This window comes from Paenibacillus sp. FSL R5-0810 (assembly GCF_038002285.1).
Taxonomy (GTDB): domain Bacteria; phylum Bacillota; class Bacilli; order Paenibacillales; family Paenibacillaceae; genus Paenibacillus_AQ; species Paenibacillus_AQ lactis.
Map to the genome: position 1 here is coordinate 1,839,382 of NZ_JBBOCF010000001.1, position 25,349 is coordinate 1,864,730.

At 52.0% G+C, this 25,349-nt stretch carries 16 protein-coding genes; 4 read left to right on the forward strand and 12 right to left on the reverse strand.

Features of this window, described 5'->3' with window-relative positions:
* Window position 1: 1 nt before the first annotated feature.
* The 7 genes from MKX76_RS08335 to MKX76_RS08365 form a co-directional block, all read right to left on the reverse strand.
* The gene (locus MKX76_RS08335) at window positions 2-2,029 is read right to left on the reverse strand and encodes a glutaminase domain-containing protein (protein WP_445669839.1); all 2,028 of its coding nucleotides are present in this window, start codon (window positions 2,027-2,029) and stop codon (window positions 2-4) included.
* A gap of 258 nt (window positions 2,030-2,287) precedes the next feature.
* Window positions 2,288-3,949 (reverse strand): extracellular solute-binding protein, encoded by a 1,662-nt coding sequence (locus MKX76_RS08340; protein ID WP_007131398.1) that lies wholly within the window; start codon window positions 3,947-3,949, stop codon window positions 2,288-2,290.
* Between the two features lie 83 nt (window positions 3,950-4,032).
* Window positions 4,033-4,929, reverse strand: coding sequence for a carbohydrate ABC transporter permease (locus MKX76_RS08345; RefSeq protein WP_077566283.1), 897 nt, complete (start codon window positions 4,927-4,929; stop codon window positions 4,033-4,035).
* A gap of 12 nt (window positions 4,930-4,941) precedes the next feature.
* Window positions 4,942-5,865, reverse strand: coding sequence for an ABC transporter permease (locus MKX76_RS08350; protein WP_007131396.1), 924 nt, complete (start codon window positions 5,863-5,865; stop codon window positions 4,942-4,944).
* A gap of 170 nt (window positions 5,866-6,035) precedes the next feature.
* A complete protein-coding gene (locus MKX76_RS08355; RefSeq protein ID WP_341033450.1) occupies window positions 6,036-9,143 on the reverse strand; it encodes an alpha-mannosidase in 3,108 nt (1,035 codons plus the stop codon).
* A gap of 25 nt (window positions 9,144-9,168) precedes the next feature.
* Complete coding sequence (locus tag MKX76_RS08360) at window positions 9,169-11,394, reverse strand: hypothetical protein (protein WP_341033451.1); 2,226 nt, start codon at window positions 11,392-11,394, stop codon at window positions 9,169-9,171.
* 347 nt (window positions 11,395-11,741) lie between these two features.
* Window positions 11,742-12,890 carry a GntR family transcriptional regulator gene (locus MKX76_RS08365; protein WP_341033453.1) on the reverse strand — a complete coding sequence of 383 codons (1,149 nt, stop codon included), beginning with the start codon at window positions 12,888-12,890 and terminating at the stop codon, window positions 11,742-11,744.
* 315 nt (window positions 12,891-13,205) lie between these two features.
* Between MKX76_RS08365 and MKX76_RS08370 the strand changes: the two genes are divergently transcribed.
* From MKX76_RS08370 to MKX76_RS08385, 4 genes are all read left to right on the forward strand, one after another.
* A complete protein-coding gene (locus MKX76_RS08370; protein ID WP_341033455.1) occupies window positions 13,206-15,260 on the forward strand; it encodes a GxGYxYP domain-containing protein in 2,055 nt (684 codons plus the stop codon).
* 783 nt (window positions 15,261-16,043) lie between these two features.
* Window positions 16,044-17,156 carry a GerAB/ArcD/ProY family transporter gene (locus MKX76_RS08375; RefSeq protein ID WP_341033456.1) on the forward strand — a complete coding sequence of 371 codons (1,113 nt, stop codon included), beginning with the start codon at window positions 16,044-16,046 and terminating at the stop codon, window positions 17,154-17,156.
* A gap of 106 nt (window positions 17,157-17,262) precedes the next feature.
* Entirely contained in the window at window positions 17,263-18,678 is a 1,416-nt protein-coding gene (locus MKX76_RS08380; protein ID WP_341033457.1) for a spore germination protein, read from the forward strand.
* Window position 18,679: 1 nt separating this feature from the next.
* A complete protein-coding gene (locus MKX76_RS08385) occupies window positions 18,680-19,840 on the forward strand; it encodes a Ger(x)C family spore germination protein (protein ID WP_341033458.1) in 1,161 nt (386 codons plus the stop codon).
* A gap of 95 nt (window positions 19,841-19,935) precedes the next feature.
* Here the strand turns inward: MKX76_RS08385 and MKX76_RS08390 are convergent, their stop codons facing one another.
* From MKX76_RS08390 to MKX76_RS08410, 5 genes are all read right to left on the reverse strand, one after another.
* The gene (locus MKX76_RS08390; RefSeq protein ID WP_007131388.1) at window positions 19,936-20,685 is read right to left on the reverse strand and encodes a DUF4184 family protein; all 750 of its coding nucleotides are present in this window, start codon (window positions 20,683-20,685) and stop codon (window positions 19,936-19,938) included.
* 251 nt (window positions 20,686-20,936) lie between these two features.
* A complete protein-coding gene (locus tag MKX76_RS08395) occupies window positions 20,937-21,932 on the reverse strand; it encodes an MsnO8 family LLM class oxidoreductase (protein WP_007131387.1) in 996 nt (331 codons plus the stop codon).
* 23 nt (window positions 21,933-21,955) lie between these two features.
* Entirely contained in the window at window positions 21,956-22,438 is a 483-nt protein-coding gene (locus tag MKX76_RS08400) for an RrF2 family transcriptional regulator (protein ID WP_007131386.1), read from the reverse strand.
* Between the two features lie 344 nt (window positions 22,439-22,782).
* Complete coding sequence (locus tag MKX76_RS08405) at window positions 22,783-23,667, reverse strand: sugar phosphate isomerase/epimerase family protein (RefSeq protein ID WP_007131385.1); 885 nt, start codon at window positions 23,665-23,667, stop codon at window positions 22,783-22,785.
* 10 nt (window positions 23,668-23,677) lie between these two features.
* A complete protein-coding gene (locus MKX76_RS08410) occupies window positions 23,678-25,348 on the reverse strand; it encodes an ABC transporter substrate-binding protein (protein WP_341033459.1) in 1,671 nt (556 codons plus the stop codon).
* Between the last annotated feature and the right edge of the window lies 1 nt (window position 25,349).

Genomic DNA, 25,349 nt, shown 5'->3' on the forward strand with positions numbered 1-25,349 from the left:
TTTAATGTCCATTAGCCGCTGTTTGTTTTGAAAGCAGCAAAGGCAGGAAAAAGCCGCCCACGACTGACCGGTTCTGGAAATTCATCTGCTTCCCGGACTTCGTATCATACCAATCCGTGATGGGAACGCGGCTTTCCGTTTCGTTCAGAAAGTCCCAGAACGGAGCGATCAACCGTTCAAACTGCGAACGGGTTCCCATCGAAGCGCTCCAAATGAGCCAATCCGCCTTGGTATACGTCTCGCGGCTATCCAGCGGCACGCCGTATTGATTCTGCTGCTTCAGATAATGCTCAACCTCCTTGACGGCAACCTCATCCGGGAACAAGCCAAGCTCCAGGAGCCGGTCCCACACAAGGTTGTATTTCAGACTCCAAGATTCGACCGGGCTGTCGAAGGTAAGCTTGTAGTGATCCCCGGCGTCCGCCATGGACAGCCACTCGCTGGCCATTGCCTTGGCCGCTGCCAGGTATTCTTCGGCAGACTCATCCATACCTAGCAGGCTGCACATTGAGGCATAGGCGCCGATTCCGACAATCGCTTTGATCGAGAGGTTGGCATTGTGGGCGAGATGCCCGGCAAAGTCATCGGTACAGAGCTGATTGTCCGGATCAAGCCCATGCGCAAGCAAATAACGGGCCCACTTGGACAGCAGCTCCCAGTTCTCCTTGGCAAAATCCCCGCTGCCCTCGTATTTGCAGACGGCCGCTGCCATCAGCAGCATATTGCCGCACTCCTCGATCGGCATCTGGTACTCCAGCTTGTTCTCGCCGTATACCTGACCGTTGGCTTTCGGATACGTGCCCACATCGTGCGGGGCAAAATCAAATGCCCATTGGCCGCTTCCGGCATAATCGAAGATCGGACGCATCATCCCCTTGACCAGTTCCGGATTATACTTCAGGAAGAGAGGCATCGACGGGTAGCTGACATCGACGGTGGCGATGCAGCCGTTGCTGAAATTTTCTTTGGAGAAAAATAAGATCCGCCCCGATCCGTCCGTGACCAGTTTATGAGCCGCGATCGCTTGCCGGTATGCCAATGCCGCGATATCCCTGAACTGTTCGCCGCCCGCTGCGGCGCATTCTCCCAGCAACTCATCGCTAAAGGCTTGGCAGCGCTGCAGGATATCCTCATATTCGTCCGCAGCCGAGAGCAGCATCTCCTGAAAGGACGCCCCGTTTCGCTTCCAGTAAGCATCCAGCGGCTGATGAAAATATTCAATGGAATGCACATCGTCATAGGCGAGCATTAGGAACTGTGACACAGGCTCGGCGTCGATGCGCCCCATATCGACTTCGGCTGCGAGAACCGGCATATTTTCCCCGGCAGGCCTCGGTTTAGCTGCATCGTCGGCAACCGGGAGCTCGCCGGTTCGAAGATACGCTTCCCTTCCAGCTGCGGAATGAATGGCGCTTCGAATGCGCTTTGATTTAGGATACGCTAGGTACATGTAACCCCAGTCGATTCGCGTATCATCCCCGGCGCGCTGCAGTACCGGCTGGGCTACAGTTCCGATCGACAAAGCGGACAAACGTTCCGATTGCTCGTGACGTTTCCAGGTGACGACCTGATCCGTGGTATGGACACACCACTCGCTGGTTACATCTAAATAAATTTTTACTTGATGGGATTGACCGTCAATGGACTTCGCCTGAAACGTGACATAGGTGACGGTACGGGACAAAACATCCAAATCATCCGGCAGCAGCGGCGATGTGAAGCTAACCTCCAGACGGATGCCTTCACCTTCGAAGGTGTAGCGGGTCGTCAGCGGCTCAACGGCAAGCCCGATTTGCTCCAGCACCTCCGGTTCCGCCGGACCCGACGGTTCATCCTGCAGTCCGACCCGTCCCATGAACTTCCTCGGTTTGCCGTCGATTAGGATCAGGCCGACCATACCGCAGCGTTTATTCGTCCAATGCCGGATATGGTCGTCATACAGATGATCGGCTGCCGACCACGCGCTAAAATACGGGTCAATCGTGACCAGCGGCACGGACGGCGGTCTTAAACTTGTCTTCATGTTCATTTCAGCTCCCTTTGTTCCGATATTTGGCGGATACAACATGAACCCATCTTGCAGGAGATGCAAATTGCAGCATAAATATTATCCTAACAGTTCTGCATGGCATCCGAATTTCCTTTGAATGAAACGGGCTTTTATGCGAAAGACTTCGCAATCCTTGATCACAAAGACAGCGAAGCCTGTTTATTCTCCCGCAAACCTTTTGTATTCGAGTCCAACCGCTAAAGATTTAGCAAATGAGTGCTTGTACCAAAACTGCGGCTAGTTCGGCATTTGAACCGTAACGATGTCTTTCCCCTTCAGATTATCGTTCGTAAACTTCATTGCCTGGTCATATCCGGTATTGCGGAGCTGTTCGCGAAGCTCGTTAATGATGCTCAGCGCCGCTTCATCGGATTTGGCAAACACGGCTTCCTTCCAAGCATCGCCCATTCGGTCCATCGACGGCTTAAGCATTTCCCACTCTGGCGCTTTCGTGATCACATCGCCCGGATTGTAGGCCGTGATCACGTGAATGCCGTTTGGCCGAAGGATTTTTCGCGCGTTTTCCATCGCGGCTACCCGATCCTGATCGGCCCAGATGTCGCCGCCGGCAGCCGAATTGATCCGGTCCAGTCCGGTAAGCGATTCCAATCCGATGCTGATGCCCTCGTTCTTGCGGAGCTTCATGTTCGTATCCGTGCTGAACTTGTCGAACCATTCCTGAATGGCAACCGGCTTGCCGTCCTTCATCTCCCAATGAACGCCCTCTACGCCGTATCTCGCTAACATGAAGCCTTCATCGGAAGCCATGAAATCCAGGAACTTCAACGCCGCATCCACGCATTCGCCCTTACAGTTCTTCGTTATGGCCGTCACATTGTTCCCCTGGATCGCCAGGTCCACCGGCCGGTCCGGCTCGACGTCGGCACGCTCCAACGGACCGAGCGGAACGAACTCGCTGCCCGGATGGGCGGATGCATACTCCTTGGACGCGTCAAGAATGGCCGGATAATGCGCCGCCAGAATCGCGATGCGGCCTTGGTTGATTTTCTCCTTGGCGATCGGGTCCGTCTGCGTAAACGTCTCCGGATCCAGCAGCCCTTCCTCGATCAGCTTCCGGTAGAAGAGCGTGTATTCCTCATAGCCTTTCGTAAAAAAGTTATGCTCTACCGTTCCGTCGCCCTTATCGACATAGGAGGCACCCGAATAGAACATCGTGTTGCCGATGCCGACCGCCCAGCCGTTGCTGAACCCGCCGAGCGGAAAGACGGGCTGCCCGTTCTCCTGAAGATTGGCATCCTTGATTTTCTTAAGGAAATTATAGAAATCCTCCTTCGTCTTCACGGATTGCGGATCGACTCCAAGCTTCTCGGCGATGTCCTTGCGAACATAGAAGCCGTACAGCCAATCCATGCCATCCTCGTTCGTGGCCGGCTGGTTTTGCAGCAGCAGATACTTTTTGCCGTCATAGGCATCGATCGCCTTCTCATATAAAGCCGGCGGCACGTTCTCCGGTGCAATCGACTTCATCAGATTCGGATAGTTGCTTAGCTTGTCCGAGATATCCACCAGCTGGCCCTCTTTGGCCGCTTTGATAATGCCGTCAAGCTCGCCGCCCCATGCAGGCCCGGTATAAATGTCGGGCAGGTTCTGCGTCGCAAAAATCTGATTCACCTTCTCCGTCTCGCTGCCTTTCGTATATTCCCACTCCAGCGTGACACCAGTCTTCTCTTTAATCACCTGCTCAACCGGCGTCATCCCGTTATCCGAACCGCTCGAGCCGTTCCAGTTGTGCAGTATTTTCAGCTTGTATGATGTCTCTCCTTCCTTGCCTTCACCGCCGTCGCCTGTTCCTGGTGTGTTCGTGCAGCCGATCAGTAATCCTCCAACCATGGCGGACATAAGCAAAATGGATGCGCCTTTCGACCAAATCCTTTTCAATCCAATCGCCTCCTGGAATATGGATATCAACTTCGTGAGCCATTCTACGCTGCATGCTTGTAATCACGAGCAGGAAACAAATCTTAACCTTTCACCGAACCGATCATGACCCCCTTTACGAAATACCGCTGCAGGAACGGATAGATGCACAGAATCGGGAACACCGTAATGACGAGAAGCGCCATCCGCAGCGACTCGGGTGTTGCTCCCGCTCCGCTTGCCATGCCCACCGTCTGCCCGCCTTGCTGAGATGCCCGCTGCATGGAGTTTGAGAGCGCTTCGGCTTCGGTCAGCATTTCCTGGAGCAGCGTCTGTACCGGTATCAGTTCTTTATTGGAGACATAGTAAGCCCCGGAGAACCAGTCATTCCAATGAGCGACCCCGATAAAGAGCGAAATCGTAGCGAGCACAGGGCCGGACAGCGGCAGGATGATCCGCAGGAAAATCTGAAAATCCCCGTAACCGTCAATCTTCGCCGACTCCTCAAGCTCTTCCGGTATGCCTTGCAGGAACGTCCGGATGATGACGATATGCATGAAGTTATACAGCATCGGCAGGACATACACCCAGAACGTATTGATCAGATGCAGCTTCTGCAGCGTGATGAAGAACGGAATGAATCCCGCGCTGAAGATGGTCGGCAGAAAAATGTAAAACGTGAAGAATGACCGTCCCGGCAGCGTTTTTTTCGACAGCGCATACGCCATGAGCGTGCACAATACGACATGCAAGAACGTGCCGATCAGCGTGCGCATAATGGTGATCCGGTAAGCCTGCCAGATTCGGGCGTTGTCAAACACCTGGGCGTAATTCTCGAGCGTGAATTTTCGCGGCAGGAAATAAATCGAGCCCATCATCGAATCTTTGCCGTCATTCAACGAATAAGCCAGAATGTAAATGAACGGATAGATCATGGCAAAGCCAACCAGAGCAAGCACCGTATAATTGAATATAGAAAAAAAGGACCACTTGCGTTTCATATCGTCACCTCCTTAGAACAGGGATACGTCGCTGACTTTTCGGGCAATCCGATTTACCGTCAGAATCAGGATCAGACCGATAATGCTCTGGAACAAACCGACGGCAGCCGCATAGCTGAGCCGCCCTTCCCGGATCCCCGAGTTGATGGCATGTACATCCAGCACGCTGCCTATGCTCGCGGTTGCAGGGCCATTTAATAGAAGGAGCTGCTCGTATCCGGCGCTCATCAGGTTTCCGACCGCCAGGATAAACAGAATGATCGCGACGTTTCGGATCCCAGGCAAGGTAATATGCCACATTTGGCGAAAGCGTCCGGCACCGTCCATTTTTGCGGCTTCATACAGCTGCTGGTCGATGCCCGCAATCGCGGCCATGAATATAATGGAATTCCAGCCGATGTTCTTCCAAATATCGGAGCCGACAATCATTTGATAGAACCATGTCGGGTTGTTCAGGAATTGGATCGGATCGGCACCCAGCATTGACAGCACATCATTTACCGGTCCGCCGTATGGCGTTAAGAGACGCTGCATTAGAGTCACGACGACGATCCATGATACGAAGTAAGGCAGGTACGATAAGGTCTGGATCGTCTTCTTGAACCTGATCTTCCGCACCTCATTGAGCAGCAAGGCCAGGATGATCGGCATCGGAAATCCGATGAGCAGCTTCATCAGGCTGATGATGACCGTGTTGCGAATGATGTCCCCGGATTGATAATAGTTGAAGAATTGCTCGAAATACTTGAATCCGGCCCAGGGGCTCCCGGTGAAGCCCCCGATGAAGGTGTAATCCCGGAAGGCCACTTGGATTCCGTACAGCGGGACATAGGAAAACAGGAAAAACCAGACGATGCCCGGAAGCATGAACAAATAAAAGAGCTTGTGCTGCCATATTTTTTTCCATAATCGGCTGTTTTCCAGTCGATTTTTCATCTTGTATACACCTCCTTTCCCGTCCTTGACCCTTGAAGCCCCATTACCTATCCGAAGGGGATCGACTCCAGGGGCTTCATGGGCTTCATGGGCTTCATACGCTCATGCGCTTCATGAACTTCATGCTCTTCATGGGCAGCATACGTTCACGAGCTCATGCGTTAATGGCATCATGGGCGGCTTGATGCCATTGCTGCCTTCAGTCGCAGCGTGATGATTTCGAACGGCGCAAAGGTGAGGGGAATTTGTGCGCCGTCCTCTAGATCCACCCGGGTGAGCCTTCGTTCCAACAGATCGGCTGTCCAAGCCTCTTCAGCCGCAAATCCGAGCTGCAGCCTTGTCTGGATGCGGGTGCCCGAGGTTTCGAAAAGCCGGACGATGATATCGTCCCCGTCCTCGGCTTTCTTGACGGACTCCACCATGACATGCGGGTGGCCCAAGCTCAGGAACGATTTGGGTTCCCGCTGCTTACGAGAAGTTGCCGCCGGATCGGCGGAAGCTTCCGCGATACGGAGCGGGATGTTCAGCTCATACCCTCTTTTGTACACCTCGGCTTGAACATGGTTGCCCAGATGCGGATATAACGAGTAGGTGAACCGATGCTCAGCCTCGTCCGCATCCGGATCGGGATAGGAGCTGCTGCGCAGCAGGTTCAGATCCAGCACATTCCCGCAAGCCCGATGGCCGTACTTGCAGTCGTTCAGCAATGCAACGCCGTAATCCGGCTCGGACATATCGATCCACTGGTGAGCGCAGATCTCGTCTTTGGCGAAGTCCCACATCGTATTGCGATGGGTGGGGCGGCTGATGCTGCCAAATTGGATTTCACACGTGACATGCTCGGATCTCACGTTCACCGGGAAGGAGGTCCGCAGCATTTTCCCCCGCTCCCTCCAATCGACGATCGTCTCAAAATCGATCCGGCGGCTGCCTTCCGAAAGCTTAACCGTCTGCGTCAGCTCGGATTCGCCGAAACGATAGCGAAAGATCAAACCGCTTATCGGCCCCCTATCATAAGGTTGCACATCCATCAGCGATAGCGGCTGTCCGGCAGTAGCGGCATAGTCATGGCGGAAATCCCACGCATCGCCTTCATCTTCATACACATGCAGCCGATTGCCAGCCTCCCCCGGCGGGATAACCTCGCGGCCCGCCTCTTTATCGATAATCGACCGGATGGTTCCGTCCGGATCAAACGTTACGGTCAGCTTGTCGTTCTCCAGCGTTCGTTCATTAACGGAAACCCGGACGGCTTCTTCATATCCGGCAGCGGATTCCATAACGGATGCGCTTGATTCCTCAGGACTCGCATCGGTACTTTCGCCAGCCTCAGGCTGAACGGCAACGGTGGTAAAGCCCATGGCCGGAACCTGCACCTTTTGCCAACGGCCGCGGATCTCGATCCATTGCTCCCTCTTCCATGGAAGTGAATTAAAGACGACGGCCCTGCACGCTTCGTCATTTGCGGCTATCCGACCGGCCAACCCGGTATACGCTTCCCGAATCATGGCTTCCGTCTGTTCGAGAAGCGCTTCATACCGCTGCAAGGATTCATCATACACGCGCTTGATCGAAGAGCCGGGAAGGATGTCATGGAACTGGTACAGAAGCACTTCCTTCCAAATCGCCTCCAGCGTGTCAGCAGGGTAAGCTCTGCCCGTCTCGGCGAATGCAAGGACCGAAGCGAATTCCAGCTCCCGCAGCGCCTTTTCCATCATCCGGTTATACCGCTTGCTGCGCGCCTGACTCGTCAGCGTCCCTTGATGCTTCTCAAGATACAACTCCCCCCGCCAGGTCTGAAGCCTTTCCTTCTCCTCATCAAGCCGTTCGAAGAATCGCCAGGACGGCTCCTGCACGACCGGCGAAAGACCCAGCAGATTCTTCTCCCGCACCAGCCGTTCGAGATGCTCCTCACCGGGGCCTCCCCCGCCGTCGCCAATGCCGAACAGCAACAGGGCATGGCCGGATACGTTCTTATCCAGATATTCCCGTTCTATCTTGGCGATGGACCGCGGGGCAGCCGGGCTGTTGTACGTATCCTCCGGCGGCATATGCGTCAATACCTTCGATCCGTCGATGCCCTCCCATAAGAAGGAATGATGCGGATGGCGGTTATACTCGCTCCAGGACAGCTTCTGGGTCATCATGTAATCGACGCCTGCTTTGCGAAGCAGCTGCGGCAGGCTAGCCGTATAGCCGAAGACGTCCGGCATCCATAGCGACTTCATCTCCAGGCCGAATTCCTGCATAAAATATCGTTTGCCGTACAGGAGTTGACGAACGAGGGATTCCCCACCCGGGACATTGGTATCAGATTCGACCCACATGGCTCCCTGCGGCTCCCATCGGCCTTCGCGAACCTTCGTCTTAATCTGTTCGTACAGCTTCGGATAATGCTGCTTCATCCATTCGTACAGCTGGGGCTGGCTGGCGCCGAACACGTAATCGGGATATCGGTCCAGCATGCGGAGCGCCGTGGAGAAGGTTCGGGCTCCCTTGCGGATCGTTTCACGGAGCGGCCACAGCCAAGCCAGGTCGATATGCGCATGCCCGACAGCGCTGATCGTCAACACCGAATCTCCCCCGCGCAGCATCAGCTGTTCTTCGAGAAGACGCCGTGCATGTTGAATGCGTTCCGGAGACGCAGAGGCAAGCTGTAATGATGCGTCATAAAGCGCTTGGAGGATGCGCTCCCTGCGGGCGCTGCCGCTCGGTAGATGCTCCGCGGTCTCCAGCAGCACTTCGGTGTCGTAATACAAGCTCCTTACCTCTTCATGGCAGATGGCAAGGACCGCTTCTTTGACAGTCCCTCCGCGATATTTCCCGAACAGGTCGTTATTGCCGGCATCGGCCCACACCTCGATCTGATCGCCTTGAACGAACGGCTCTCCAAGCTCGACAACTCGTTTCCCCGGAAAACCGAGTGTGAAATCGAATTCCGAGTTGACGGTGGTCAATCCTTGATATGGTGAACCTTCCCGGTCTACCAGGCAAAGCTCCCCGTTTACGTCAATCAGGAGGACGAGCTTCTTCTTCGGTTCGATCGTCCGGGACGGAATACGGCCTGTGAATCGGAACCAGGCACAATCCCATAGCTCACCCCAACGTTCTCCACGCGCCAGCTTAACCGGCCTCCCCCTCATTCGCTCCTCATAACGCACAGGCTCCGTTGTCACCCAAGCCGTTACATCCAATTCCGCAACCGGCTCATAAATAGCGTCCCGGAGCTTGTTTAGCACTTGCTTTAACCGCTCCAGCCTAATCGGTTCGTATGGCATGCTCCCATTTCTCCTCTCTGCAGCGTCATTGGCTTGTGCCCAGCTTTTGCTCCTCCCAATAGACATGAATCTCGCAACGGTTCTTCTCGCCATGCTCGTAACGCAGGAGCACGGTGCGTGTGGCTGAATCCCATTCCCAGGCAATTGAAGCCGTCCTGCCTTGCGTTGCGGAGACCGGTTGTACCGGACAATATAATCGGGCGGTCGCCTTCAGATTGGCCGGGCCCCGAGCCATAAAGCGAAATCCGCCGGGCACGCCGGTCAAATCTTCTACTCGGGAGGAAGCCGAGATGACAGCGACTTCGCCTTCGGGCGGTCGTCCGGCTTCCACATCGTAAAGCAGTGCTTGTTGCCCCGGATCCAAGCGCACCTCTGTCAGCACGCCGAGCTGAGGATCGAACACATCGACCACCGGTCCCCGGATCACGAGCGGATCGGAGCTAATGGATTCCTCCAGAACGGCGGCAACCCAATATGGCCCCCGTCTAATCTTGTAGTAATTCTTCGGCTTCCAACAGGAATCATCGCCCGATAGAAGCGTGACCGTCTTCTGGACGGACTGGCGCAGCCGATCCGCGCCGGATTTGCTTCTTGCCAGGTCGGACGGGTCCGCCTGCAGCCAGCAGACCGCTCCCTTACCCAGCTGCCGGATACCATCTCCTGATTCGATATCGCCCCAATCAACCGCCCCCAGCTGTTCGAACAGATGTGCGCGAGGAGATCCGTAGGCACGCCCATGATCGCCGCCCTCATTCCACCAATGCCGAATGCCGTGATACGGATCGGAATCGTCCCCTACGTAGATGAGAGCTCCGCCTTCCCGAACCCACTGGGCGATCGCATGGTGGATGTCCGGATATTCCGGCTTCATGAACTCATAGCTCAGCACGAGCACCCGATACGGCGCTAAATACCCAGGGTACCGCCTTACGTTGTCCAGCTGCACCGGTCGAACGGGTATACCGTGCTTCAGCAACGGAAGTGCAAGACCGTAGAACGGGGAGAAATCCAGCAGCTCGGTATTCCCTTCCTGCTGAAAGCCTTCCGGATCCGTACCGTCATACTTTCCGGCATCCGGCGCGCCTTCCTCCGGCTTCATCCGCTGGAACATGGCCGAATCCGCAATCAAAACGCCGACCTGCAAGGGTTCTCCATCGCTCTCATTTACATCATCGTGCCCCATATTGCCAAGCGTGTGCATGACATTGAGAAGCGTGGTCGCGTAAGCCGTCGGTATCGATTCTTTGCCGGACCCGTCTTCGGCAGGATAGGTCCCTTTAAAGATTCTGCGCGGCCATGGAGCAACCTCAAAATGCGAAACGCCTGGATGTAGAAGCGAAGCGGTTACAGTCTTCAAATAATTCTGTTTATAATCCGCCCAGGTATGGTTCGGATTATCTTCAATCGGATCGTGCAGGAACCACATTCTTCGGTCCGTTCCCCTCACGAGCTCCTGCATAATGCCATACTCAAGGTAAGCGGTTTCAAACGTTCGTTCCTTGCGCACCCCTTCGTATACGTTCGGTGTCCGGGAAGTTCCGGTCCAGATTTGGGCGATGTAGCCGTCAACGCCCGGAAGCTCGATTAACCGCGACTGCGGACTGACGATTCGCCACTGTGTATAGTTGATCAGGCTGTGTGTCGGAACATAGAAGCGAAGGACGCGACCATAACGCTTCAATGCATATTCCTTCATCTCCCCGCATAACCGGTCCAGCACCCGCGTATACAAATACGCTTTCAATTTGGATGCGCGGAATTGTGCGTCGGCGGATGCATGCGGCGGGATCCACGGCTCCTTGTAATACAGCTGCCACTCCCGCTTAAACGCTTCCGAGTATCCCCCGTTCACCCAAAATTCCGGCTCCTCCAAATGAATCGCCTCCACGCCGGCGTCAACGGCGATCCGAATGCGCTCCCCAAGATACCGGCCGAATGAAATGGTCGGCACCATATAAGGAATGACGGGCTTCGTCCCGTGGAGGATCATCTCTCCGCTGCGATCCGTCTGGGCTTCATCCCAATGCGGCTCCCCGTCCACCTGGCCGTCCAGATAACTGTTGTATTTCCCCCATGCCACACCTGTCATCAGGTGTACGATATACCCTTGCTCCTTCCACTGTCGGATGCGCTCCGGCATCGTATCGTCAATGCCATAGACCATGACAAAATCCGTCTGCAGATCGTAATCGGGATGATACGGCGCTGATTCCTGAAATCCGGTTCGTTCTTGCGATCGGTCTCTTTGCACGAACAATTCCCTCCTCGCCCATCTTATAGTCCGCTAATACGTCTTAGCTCCAAACATCGCTTACATCATTTTCTAGAATATAATATATAATATTAATATATTCAATATGTTTTTGTTTGAATAATGATTTATGACTCCTCGACAACAGCTGCGTTCCGTCAGTTCACGATCTGTGTTCAAGAGGCATAATGTTTCATGCCTGTTTGTGCTGAACACGTCCCCGCAAGATAACGCAAAAAAACCTTCGCCCTGCCTGGGGAGAAGGTTTTTACGCATTACCAGACTTAAAATGAATCTTCTGGCTGGCCATTTTCGTGGTCGTTCACTCTATTTCTCGCTGCATTTGGTCAAGTGTTCGGAACAGGGCCCGAGGTTTGCCGGACAACAAGCTCGGGGTCGATGATCATTTTGCTGTAATGCTTTATTTCTTCGCGGTTTCGGACCACATCGAGCAGTTTCATAGCCGCCCGGTAACCCATATCACGCTCGAATTGTTTCACATGGGTGAATATGCTGAACTCGTCCACGATGGACGTAGGGTCGTCAAAGCTTACGATCGATACATCTTCCGGCACCCGAAGGCCTGCCTGCCGGGCCATCTGATAAATTTGCACACCCAGTCTTCCGTTCAGCGAAATATAGGCGGTAACCATCCGGTTCCGGATATACCGGTAAAGCGGGTGGGCTTCGGCGTCTTTCAGCTCGTTGAGCGGCTTGAAGTCGGTGATCATATGCGCCGGATTGATCAGCGCTCCCTTGTCTTTTAACGCTTCGATATACCCTTCTATACGCTCTTGAACCGTAACCGTCTGAAGCGGAGAATCCGAGCAGATCGCAATGTTGCGGTGCCCGAGCTCCCATAAATGCTCGACAGCAAGCCGCGTCCCCTTTCGGCCATCCGCGGCAATATAGTGGGTCTCCACCCCTGGCAGGTATCGGTCGATCAGTACGAACGGGAAGCCCGCCAGCTTCATTCCGAGGATTTCCTCGTTGTAATTTTCCTCATCGATGGGAAAAATCAGCAAACCCTCGGCCCCGAGCGACTTCAGCTCTTTGATCGCTTCCTGTTCTTTTTCAAGCTTGCCGTGGGTCAATATAATCATGCTGCGGTATCCTTCATTCATCAGCGCGCGCTCGATCCCTTCAACGAGCCGAATCGCAAAATAATCATGGATGCTAGGCATAATCACGCCGATTAAGCCCACAGCCTCCGATATCTCGTTTGCTCTCGCCGCCGGTTCCCCGGAAGAAGGAGCAAGGGCCGTTTCTGCCCCCTTGGCCACAAAGCTGCCTTTGCCCGGAACCCTTGATATGATTTTTTCGTTTGCTAACCCCGTCAAAGCATTGGCTACCGTAATTTTGCTGACCCGAAACTGATCCATCAGCTCCTTCTCGGTCGGAATGCGGTCTCCGGGCTTCATATTTTCGGTTGCGATGACCTGTTTAATATAATCCTGGATTTGCTGGTATAGCGGAATACGATCATTTACACTCATTCTAATCTCATCACCAATTCATTCATGATATTTGTAATATATAATATATCCTTACACAACCCTGCGCAATAAACAAGCGTATATCGAGTGCATATCCCATAGATTCAGTATGATACGAACCGAAAAAAGTGGCTAATCTGCAAGAATTTCAGGAAGTTTTGTCGAACCCCTTGTAAAAATATTGTTGTATATATTTAATATGTGTTGGGTGGTGATGTGTCAAATAGATGGAAAGCTAATCGCAAAGGAGGGATATGATGACGATACGACACACTCACTCCGATCCCCTTACATGAATGACAAGGAGTGTAACCTATGGCCCGTAAATTCTCGATTATTTGTTTAGCGATCATCTGCTCATTCACTTTATCTACCGGGTTCGCTTTCGCATCGGAATCCAAAGTGCCGGCAGCCAAACCGGAAATCACGAAACATCGCGAGCTTCCAAGCTTCAAGAAGCCAAAGCATCTGGACGCGGCCGATATTTACGACGCCCCCGGCGATGTGAAGCTACTGCTTGGAACTCTACAAGGGATCGTTAACCGTGAGCTTCCCCGCATTTATTTGATCGAGTCCGATGAGGAGGGTAAGACGACCTGGCTGGAGGATCTGGCAGTGCCTTATACGCTCCATGAGGATTACTGGAAAGTATTCGATCTTTATCGCAGCGAGGCAGCCGGCATGATCATTTATGATCCGGACGTCCCGGATACCATCAATGTGGCAACGACGCTGGCTGGTCTCAAGGATGCGGTCGTTGCAAGTCCGGAACTGGCCGAGAAATTGTCCGCCGCACCTTACCATTTGAATGTTCTGGAGGATCTGCGGGGGAAATTCAACAGCCGGATGGAAGCCTATAACTGGCAGTATGAGCAGCTGTGGGATCAAACGACGCATCAGATGTTAGTCGGACTCGCACCGGATACTGCGATTCGCATTCCGTCTGGTCTTCCTGAATCCTTCGTTACGATTGCGGAGGAGAAAGAGCAGATCCGTGACGCAAGCAACCGGGATGTATACAGCCTGGACCTTACGCCTTTGCTCGGTAAATCAGCGGTTTATCTTCGCTTCGACGACGCTTTTCCGCAGGACGGCTGGGGACCGGCCATTCACGAAGTAACGGTCAAGGCAGACGGACAGACGATCGCGAGCTTCATTGCAGGCAGTCCCGAAGAAGAGGCCTACCTCTATGATCGGCAAAATTCGAAGTTTTTGGAAGGTCAAGGCGGACACCGCTTTGCTGATAACGGGAACTATTTCGTGTATGAATTTACGCCGCCTGCCGGTACGAAGCAGCTAACCGCAGAGGTGGACATGTGGAACCAATATAAGGTCTCTGCGGGCAACATCAAGCCGCTGTCGGCAGAGCAGCGGGAGCCCTATGCCTACTTGAGGGACTATGCCGTCGCGAATCGAGCGATGGTGTTCTGGCTTGACTCCAATGTACCTGAACAGCTTGCCCTGTTCGAGAAGATCATGTCGGACGTTGAGCCGGGCACGCCTTACCTGGGCTGGTTCAGCAATGACGTGGAAGGTGAGTTCAGCTCCGTGGAAATCGCATCCCGCTACGGCGTCTATGTGCTTGCGGCAGATTGGTTTAGCAACCTGACCGTCTTCTCAGGCACGAAGCCAAAATACGCGCCTGCCAAGAAGTCGCCTCGTCCGGCCCTCGAGAACAAAATCTATGTGACCTATACCTTTACGGAAGGCGATAACTTCCAGTACAACCAGCATCGGATGCGGGTGATGTGGGATGATCCGGCACGGGGTAAGGTGCCGCTCAACTGGACCTCCAGTCCCCTTCTCCACGAAGGCGCGCCTGCTATTCTGAACTACTATCTGAACACCGCAACGGAGAACGACCTGTTGATTGCCGGACCTTCCGGAGCAGGATACTTCTACCCGAATGCATGGCCGGACGCCAGCTTCGGCGAGTTCCTGAAGCAGACTCAGCATTACCTTAAGAAGACCGGGATGACGATCCCTTATGTGCTGAACCGGGTGGATAGCCAAAATGTGCCGCTCACGCCGTTCAAAGCTTCTGCTTATGAGGAAGAATATGATGTTCCGGGTCTCTTTATCAGCTATGAAGATAAGTATGGCGTTGAAATCGTGAATGATAGTCTTCCGGTTTCGACGATTCGCGGCATCAGTACGGCGCAAGATGGCCTGCAGGTCCTTCAGGAGGCTAAAGCGAATTGGGACGGAAAATCGCCGCTGTTCGTCTCCCTCGGTCTGCTCGCCTGGAGCATGACACCGTCCGATGCCGTCAAGTTAACGGAAGCTTTAGGGGAAGAATTCGAAGTCGTCCGTGCAGACCACTATTTCTCCCTGATTCGCGAAAGCTACGGCTTGAAGAAAAGTAAATAAGCCTCAAAAAATCTGCAAACCAGAAGAAGCAGCGGCCTCAAAGCAAAAACGATAACCGCTGCTTCTTTTTTTTATATCAAGAACATACCTCGCACAGACAATGCGGACCTACATCTTGGATCCAAATTATTAATGCGTTTAATTACAGCCTCAATTCATATCATGAATTTTTTTAATTAATCACATTAATTATCATTAGTTAATGACATTAACTATTATGAGTCCATATCAATTAATAGCATTAATTAAATTAGCTCTCCGATTTAACCTCTTGCTAGTTTTAAGAGAGAAACATGGTTCTCCTTCCCATCATTCGTCCTTTGCTCCGTAAACCGTCTCCTTTAAGCAAGGTTGCTTCTCTCCCCTTTCCTTGAAAGGCTAGAGGACATGATTGTCCATCGTTTGGATCCGGACAAGGCCTCACGTTATACGCTCGATTGTAATGCCATTATAGGGGTGCCACGATGATCAAGATTATGATTATTTCTTGGGTAATCGCAAAAACTTCATGCATTCGACACAGCCTCTCCCCTACCACCTGTGCTCCATCTGCGGCCGAAAACCAGTGTTAGCCCAGTGCATGCCTTCGTAGCATTTCCCCAATGTGGTATCGGGGTCCCCGAAAAGTATTCGGCATCCGCTTCAAAGCTTCGCTTCACTTTTTGGGGTGTTCTCGCACTTGTATGACGGTGAGTCAGGCTAGTATTACATAAAATCCGGCCTGATTGGTGAATACTCACTATAATGGATTAGCATGCATTCCTTACAGATGGAGACTTTTTGATGCCTATGAATAAAAAAATTTCCTTAATCAACGTATATTTCATCATGCTCCTCTCACTAGGGATCACCAATCATGTCATCCTGATCCCTCTGATCCTGCAACTCTCCAATCGAGATGCATGGTTCGGTACCTTGTTAACCGCGATTCTGCATGTCGGATGGGTTTATATCGTCTACTACATTATGAAACGGACCGGCCAGCAGTCGATATTCGACTGGTTTAGGGAGCGGTTCGGCAAAATCGGGGGAGGCGTGTTCGCTGCCATTACAGCGCTCTATTTCATGTGGATGTCCATGGTGATATTAAGGGAAACCACGACTTGGGTTCAGGTAACGTATTTGCCTCAAACGCCCAAAATTGTCGTATCCTTGATTATCGTCCTCCTCTGCGCTGTCGTCGCCAATAATGGCATTCGCTCCATAGCCATCATATCCGGCATTCTGCTCCCGGTGGTCTGGCTTCTTGGCCATTTCGTTGCAATCTCCAATTTACAAAACAAGGACTACTCTTTGCTGACCCCCTTATTTGTCGATGGGGTTGAACCGATGCTGCGCGGCATGATCGTGGCTGCCGGCGGCTTTATGGAACTGTTCGTATTAATCTACTTAACCCATCATATGAAGCGCAGGATGAATTATCTTAGTGTCGTCATTCTGGCTTTACTGTTAGGGGGTCTGACCTTAGGCCCCTTAATGGGGGCTATTGCCGCCTTCGGCCCCATCCCGGCTATGCAATCCAGATATCCTGCATATGAGCAATGGATGCTCGTCACCATTACGAAATACATTACACATGTTGACTTCCTTGCTCTATACCAGTGGATATCCGGTACGTTAATCCGCATCTCGCTCTTCTTTTTTATCATTGCCGAGGGAATAGGCTTCAAAAAAGGAATGCACCGCCGCTGGTTCCTGTTCGCATCCGGGATTGTGCTTTCCGTGTTGACACTCCTTCCGATAATCGATAAACAAATTGAACAATTCGTGTTTGGAAGATACTCGGCAGCCTTCCTTGCCTTTCTCACGATTTTTACGTTGGCTGTTGCGCTCGCCGTGTCATTCAAGCCGAAAACGAAGGTGGAAAATTCCAATGAATCAAAAAAAGCCTCGTAACAAAATGTACCGTCGCAAACTTAAACCCTCTTCCCATACAACGGCTGTGAATCAACCAAAACAACCGCTGACTGACGATATGCCAAATGAACAGGAGCTTCGATCCATGTTTGGAAACTCGGCGGATGTCGTGATCCGCTCCTTTCCGCACAAGCGGGAAGAAATGTTTCCGGTGCTCCTATTATTCAGTGAAGGGATGATTGATACCTCATTAATGACACAATTCGTCATTCCGGACCTGGAACGGAAATTGGTAGACGCCGAATCTTGGGAAAAAATCATAGAAAAACTGGAAAATTCTATGGAGTGGACGAAAATTAAGGCGAAGGAAGAAATGGGGAAGCTGCTGTTTACCGGCCGATTGATCCTGTTTTTCACGAATCAGAGATGCATGTATTCGATTGATATTGCCCAGATTCCGAAGAGGCAGCCAGAGGAATCCAACACGGAAGTGGCTATTAAAGGCGCCAAGGACGGCTTTACGGAGGATCTCAATACCAATATCGCCTTGGTACGCAAAAGATTGCCGACCACCACCTTGCAAAATGAGAAGTTTGTGATCGGTAACCGGACGCAAACCCTTGTATCGCTGCTTTACATCGAGGACATTACCCAGCCGTCTCTTGTCCAAGAAGCCAGAAAACGACTGCAAAATCTCCATGTGGATGCCCTCGTCAGCACAGGGGAGCTGGAAGAAGCTCTTGGTGATTCCTCCTTGGCACTTTTCCCTCTTCTTGATTACATCGGCAGACCGGATTTTGTCGTTCAAAGTCTACTTCGTGGCCGTTTCGTTATTTTAGCGGACGGATCTCCCATGGCGATTATCGGGCCATGTAATCTGTTCGAGCTCCTTAAGTCGCCGGAGGATTCGTACTTTCCCTATCATTTTGTCATCTTTGAACGTTTTCTTCGCCTGGTAGGCCTTTTGATTGCGATTTTGCTTCCGGGATTCTGGATTTCCCTCAGCAGCTACAATTTAGACCAGCTTCCCCTCCCTCTGCTAGCAACCGTTACGGTATCCCGCTTCGGGCTTCCTTTATCCGGGCCTATGGAAATCTTATTGATGCTTGGCATGTTCGAGCTGTTCCGAGAGGCCGGCATTCGTCTGCCGAAGGCCGTTGGGCAGACCATCGCGGTGCTCGGCGGACTCATCATCGGGGACGCGGCGATCAGGGCAGGATTAACGTCCCCGACGATGCTGGTAGTATCCGCTACGACGGCGGTGGCCACCTTCACTTTGGTCAACCAGACTTTAAGCGGTACGGTCAGCCTCATCCGTTTATATATCTTGATATGGTCGTCCGTTCTCGGCATGCTCGGATTTTTCATCGGCCTGATGAGCGTTATCGTGTATCTATCCAAGCTGGAGTCCTTTGGGCTGCCTTACCTGGCTCCGATCTCGCCACTGAAGCTGAAGGATGTCACAAATGCGCTGATCAAATTACCATGGAGCTTTAACAAACGACGGCCGGAAATGCTGCGAACGACCGATTCGACACTGCAAGCAAAGGAACGGGAATGAAATGCATGCTTACCGCTATGTGTTCAAGCTCATCGCTGTCTGCTTTCTAATCCTCCCCTTAACAGGTTGCTGGGACATAAAAGAAGTTCAGGACATGAATTACGTGACAGCGATCGGGATCGATTATGAAGATGGTCAGTATGTCGTATACACTCAAATGCTAGACTTTACAAAAGTCGCTAAAACCGAAACCGGCAAATCAGACAAACCGGCGCAAGTCTGGGTCTCTAAAACCAAGGGCAAGACGATCAATTGGGCCGTTGATCAAGTGTATAATTCTTCGCAAAGACGAACCGTCTGGAGCCATGTTTCAAGTATCGTTATCAGCGATAAGGTGATGCAATCCGCCGTCCTGCCGAAACTCGATTCGATCGGGCGTTACCAGGAGGTCCGAATGACTCCTTGGGTGTTCGGCACCAGCCACTCCATTGAGGAGCTCTTCAACGCCCAGGCTTTCTTCAACATGTCCCCGTTATTTACGATCCTGCATGAACCCATCGATCAGTTTAACCAAAGGTCGGTTATTGCGCCGATCCGCTATTTCGATTTTTTGGCGGACTTAACCGAGCCAGGCTACACCGGGATGCTTCCAAGCTTATCAATCGATACCGAAACATGGTCCACTGGTGACAAAAGAGATCCGAAAATGTCAATCAACGGTGGTTATTGCCTGTACGATGAGAAAATAAACGGCTTTCTTGCCGTCAAAGATCTCGACGGGCTGCGATGGATGCAGAAAGAGACCAAGCGTTCCCCGCTTCTCGTTACCGACGGTGGTATCCAATCTGTAGTCGCACTCTCTACCCCAAAAATCCGGACCAAGCTTAGCTTTGTTCAAGGTGAACCAAAATTCCATATTCACGTTAAATTACACGGGAATGTGGTTGAAGTCAGCGAAGATGTATCCAAGACCGAACTGGAAAAAAGCGCGGCAAACGCAGTTAAGGAAGAGATCCTTGCTACCTTCTACAAAGGAATGGATACGCAATCCGACGTTTACAGTCTAGAGCACCTTGTGTTCAAGCAGAACCCGGCTGCCTGGAAGAGATTGAAGCAGGCCTCCGGCATGAGCACAATCATCAATAAACAGTCCCTCGAATCCGTCATGGTCGATGTACACTTGGAGCACACCGGCATGAAACTGCTCCCCCGCAAAGACTGAGCAAATCCGGTGGATGTGTGGCGCGGAAAATTAACATGATTAACGATCTATTTCTGAGACAAAAATATCAAGATGGCCGCAAGCTTGATCTTGTTTTATCGGTTCTGTTGCCTAGACACGTTCCGCCGGAAAAGCAGACAAACAATAAGCAGAGACAGCAAGAGGCAGCTGATCGCCGGTACGACAAGCCGAAGCAAAGCGGCAACTCCTCCACTCTCCTTTATAAAAGCGATCGATGAAACGGCGAACAGAAGGATAAAGAGACCAGCCCCTACGCACCAAAAAGGCAAAATAGGCCGCAGCGGTTTTCTTTCCTTTGGACTTTTGTACAGGTTATTATGGACCCATCCCAGCGTAAGCAAAAGCCCCGCCAGGGTACTTCCATGCTGTGCCAGCTTATATGCCGGTATTTCCATTGCACCCAGACGGATCACTTTGGTGAGCAAAGAGATGCGATTCACGACCCAGGCGCCTTGATGCGTGAATTGATCCCATAATAGATGGGACCCTACGCCGGCGATTCCTAGCAGAAACACGAACTTCCATCCTCTGAAAGAATCGGGCATGCGCGACGCGTTGCTCCATCGATACGGAAACCACTTAGGTAAGTATGCATTAACAACGGGTCTGACGACCTGTTCAAAAATAATAAAGAGAATCGCGATGACCGGCAAATTAAAGAAAAGAATTCCCCAGCCGTCATGGCTCCATTCCCCTGCCGCGCGAAAGCGGACGAAGTATTCGAAATCGGGGGCCATGCAGCCGATGATCAGTGCAGATACCGGAAGATCCTTTCGTTTCCACCAAGGCAATGTAATGACGGGATGTGCAAATGTGAATGGCATAGCGGGCTCCTCTTAACATGAACTCACGAATACTAGATTTTTACTATTCTAGCACGTTTTTCGATACATTGGGGGCGTGATGTTTATCCAAGCCACATAAAAAGACAGGCAACAGCCTGTCCGAATGTAACGATATGGAGTGGATCCACATGCACCTATGCTTATTCCTGTAAAGCAGCAAGTCATGAAGTTCCACCGGCTCCAGCACGAAACAGAGCATCTGAGCTTTCTTCCGTCAACCATGCTTTCCCCTAGGACAGAAGCTCACGAGCAAGCAAGCGGTACACCTCCAGCCGTTTCTCCTGAGAATGAGGGATGCTGCAGATCATCGCTTCATGGAATCCGTAGTGTTCCTGCTCTTCCCGCAAACGCGCTGCGATATCCTTCACCGCGCCAACCAAATGAATCTTCCGACCTTCTTGAATGGCCATGCGATCAATTTCGGTCAGCGGCATCTGGTGCGCCTCCTCGGGCGTCATTAACGGGACAATCCGCCCCTTGCTCATCATCAGCCGGAAAATATCCTGCGGAAGCGCTTCGTATTCGGCCTCCTCTTTGGTCTCCGCTGTCGTGACCATATAGGACACACTGATTAATGGCTTCTCCATGAAGACAGAAGGCCGATAATGATTCCGGTACTGGTCAAGAATCTCCCGACTCATGGCTCCGTTAAAAAACTGAGCGAAGGAGTACCCGACACCCATCTCTGCAGCTTTTAGTGCGCTGTTGCCGCTGGAGCCCAGAAGCCAAACCTCGGGCAGGGCAACCTCTGTAGGCGCGGCTGCATTTTTGGCATACAGTTCATTCTCCGGCACCTCATCATTCATCAATTGCATGGTGATCTCCAGCTTGTCGTACATATTATGCAGCATCAGCTGGCGGCCTTCCGATAAAGCGTACATGGCACTGGTGTCGCCACCGGGTGCGCGCCCCACCCCGAAATCGATTCGCCCGGGGGAAAATGCGCTTAATGTCTTGAACACTTCTGCCAGCTTTAGTGGCGAATAATGCATCATCATCACGCCGCCGGTGCCGATGCGGATCCGATCCGTTTTGGCAGCCAAGCGAGCAGCCGTCACCTCTGGTGCAGAACTGGCGAAGGCGTGCCCGCCATGGTGCTCCGCCATCCACATCCGGCTATAACCGAGCTCATCCGCAAGAATAGCAAGCTCCTCGGCTTTCTTCAGCGCTCCTGCCGCTGTATTCCCGCTTGTGACAGGTGCCTGGTCCAGTACGCCTAATTTCATAGGATTCCTTCCCTTCTTCACGATCATATAACCATCTTGTCCTGAATCCATTGTTCCAAGGCGGACACTTTATCCTTAAAGCGTTCGCTGCACATCTCCTCCGCCAAAGAAGCAATCGTCTCCCGCTTCAGGACAGCCTTCCACGAGGATTCGGCTTCTTCCATCAGATCGGAAAGCAAACAACAGCTTTCTTCTTTCTCCAAGTCGAGCATATCCACCAGGATGCCATGGGAGGAATATAACGATTGCTGACCTTCCACCGCCAAGTATACATCGTACACCCGAATATCTTCGGCTTTCTTCTTTAATTTGAAGCCGCCTTTAATGCCGGGAACGGACGATACAATGTCGGCAGTCACCAGCTTTCTTAGCAGCTTCTGAAAATACGTTGCCGATACACCGAGCTGCTGGCTGATCGCTTCACCAGGGAGCACAGCCTTGTCAGGCAGCATATTAAGCAGTAGAAGCGCATACACCGATTGTTCCACGCCGGTCTTCATATGCATGAACATCACCTCGCTTGGCTGAATTCAGTATGTCTATCTTCCATTCGTAATTCACGACTAACTCGGATAATATATATCCACGTTATATATGGTATCTCATTTTCAATCATTTGTAAATGAATAAGGGATCTTATCCCCTTCCCAAGAAGGGGGTATGAGATTACTGCACATGATCGGCGATTGAAAAAGCTATAGAGGAATCGCTCGATGTTAGAATTGAGCAGGCTCATTCATGAGTACATGCAAATGGGCCAGCCGGGGATATCTCCCAACTGGCCCGTTGAACTGGTCATAATGATTTAGCTGAAGCGCTGGAAGTTCATGAGATTAAGTATCTGATGCCGTCAAGCATGCGGTTCGATTTCATCCCATAATCTTTTTAAATTTTCCAGACCTAAACGAGTTCCCTCCCTGCAGTCCTCCATCCCTTCAAATTCAAGTGTAATGAATCCGTCATATCCGGATTCCTTGATCAGCCGAAGAATGCGGCGGACATCCAGATCCCCTTGACCGAAGATCGCGCCTCGCAAATAGTTGCCGTGAGACGTCCGAAACCACCGGCCCCCTCCTGGATCCTGGTCATATGGACGGTAATAAAAATCTTTAACATGAATAAGCGAAGCGTATGGCAAATTGCGTTTCACGCCGATGAGCGGCTGTTCATCAACGCACAGAAAGTTGCCGATATCCAAGGTCGTTTTGAAGTTCGGCCGGTCCACTGCCTTGAGCACGCGCTGAACGCGGTCGCTTGCTTGGACGCTTACGCCGTGATTTTCGATCGTCGTCGTAATCCCGTATCGGGCAGCGTAATCCGCGATCTGGCGGCATCCATTCACGATTTGCTCTAAATTATCCTCGACATAATCGATCCCCGTCTTCTCCGGCGGCAGCGTGAAAGCCGTCACATCATGCCGCATGTGCTTTATGCCCAGCCGATGCACCGTATCTACATGGCGTTTGATCCGCTCCACTTCCGCATCGAACGCCTCTTTCGACTCGTGGACAAAGTTTGCCGGCATGGAATAGTTCGACAATTGGATCCCGGCCGCTTCAGCCCGCTTACGTACCGCATCCGTTAGCTCCTCATTGTCCTCCAGCGTAAAACCGTATGGAACAATCTCCATATGCTCCCCGCCGTTGTCGGTGATCCAATCGATAACATCCAGTATCGTCATCTCACCCGAACGGATGGCCGGGAGCAAACTGTACGTGCTGACTCCAACCCTCATGCTAACCCTCCTATTTGGTTCTTCCGTCAAATGCCTGTTGGTAAATCTCCAACAGCCGGGACACATTCATCTCCTCCAGCTGCTGCACGTAGACATCCCAGTCTTTATCGAGGCTTGCATCCCCGATAATGAAGCGCGCCATCATCTCGTCCACATAATCGTTAATCGTCTTGGACAGGTCCGCTGCCTCGGATGCCTGTTCATTACTCAAGAATAATGGAGGTACCGTGCTCACGTCTGTCGGTTTATGCGGCTCGTAATTATTTTTGGTTTCATTGTAAAGAATGACCTCCAGATCATCCTCGCCCTTGGCTACCGCGCTCAATCGAAACTCGTTCGTGCGGAGGCTCGGGCCGGTCTGGATCCACGCTACGTTTTGCACGGTCCCGTACGACTTCAGCTCTGACCAATCGGCGGGCTCCCCGTTGATGCCGATTTCGCCTTCCTTTGCTTCACGCCATTCCTGATCCGGCCGTCCATAGACGCTGCGCAGCGTATGCTCCCGCTCGTACAACCCGTCGGCCCAGCGTAAAGCCAACTCGGGATGCTTTGCCTTTTTTGTAATGACAAACGCTCCCGGATTCAAGCCGGTTGAATCAAAAGCAGCATAGCGAACACCCCCAGGACCTTTTAATGGAGGAACGGTCTTGTATTCCTTCCATCGTCCGCTTTCGCCAAGCAGCTGGGTGAATACGCCCTGATGACCTCCCGTCGACGCTCCAAGTATAACCGTATCGGGATTCTCGCCGATCTGAATCAACTGGTTGTCATCTTGCGTAAACGACTCCGGCGCGAGCAGCCCTTCGGCATACAGCCTGTTCATAAATCGGAGACCTTCCCTCCATTCCGGCTTGTTGTAGGCGACGTCGAGCTTGCCGTCCTTTACGAATATATGCTTATAATTGGAACTAAAAACCGGATTGTACACGAATGCGTTAAGCAGGAACGCATCGATGGAGGAGCTCCATGACTTCGGCGATATCGATAACGGAATCTCATCGGCCATGCCGTTTCCGTTCGGATCCTGATCTTTAAACGCCTTCAACACTTCGTAGAATTCCTCCGTCGTTTCCGGTATGTCGAGATTCAACTTTTTGAGCCACGGCTCATAGATCCAGAGCTTCTGACTCATCGAGCAATGATAGCACTCATTCACTTCCGGAAGGGCATAGATATTTCCGTCCAGCGCAGTAATGATCGACTTGATGTTCGGGTTGTCCTCGAACATTTTTTTCGTCTGGGTTCCCTGCTTCTCGATGAGATCATTGAGCGGCAGGAATGCCCCTTGGGACCCGTATATCATTTGCTGCGCGGGCGAGATGTTAAGCCCCAGAATCACGTCCGGATAATCCTCGCTGGCGAGCACCAAATTCAGCTTTTCCTGCATGCTTTGCTCGGGGACAATTTCCCATTCAATATGCACATTGGTCTTCTCTTCGTACCATTTCGTAAATTCATTCGTTTCGAAATTTTCAACAAGCGGATTTCCCCGCACCATAACCTTGAGCGTTGTTTTCTCTTTGACCAATGGATAGGTGCCGGGCTCAGTCAATTCGATCTGCTCGGCTGCGCGCTCCTGATCCGGATCAGCTCCCTTGGGATTCGGTGAGCCGGCACATCCTGCAAGAAGGATGCATAATGCGGCGAAAGCGCTCATGATAACCCTTGCTCGTTTGCTCATA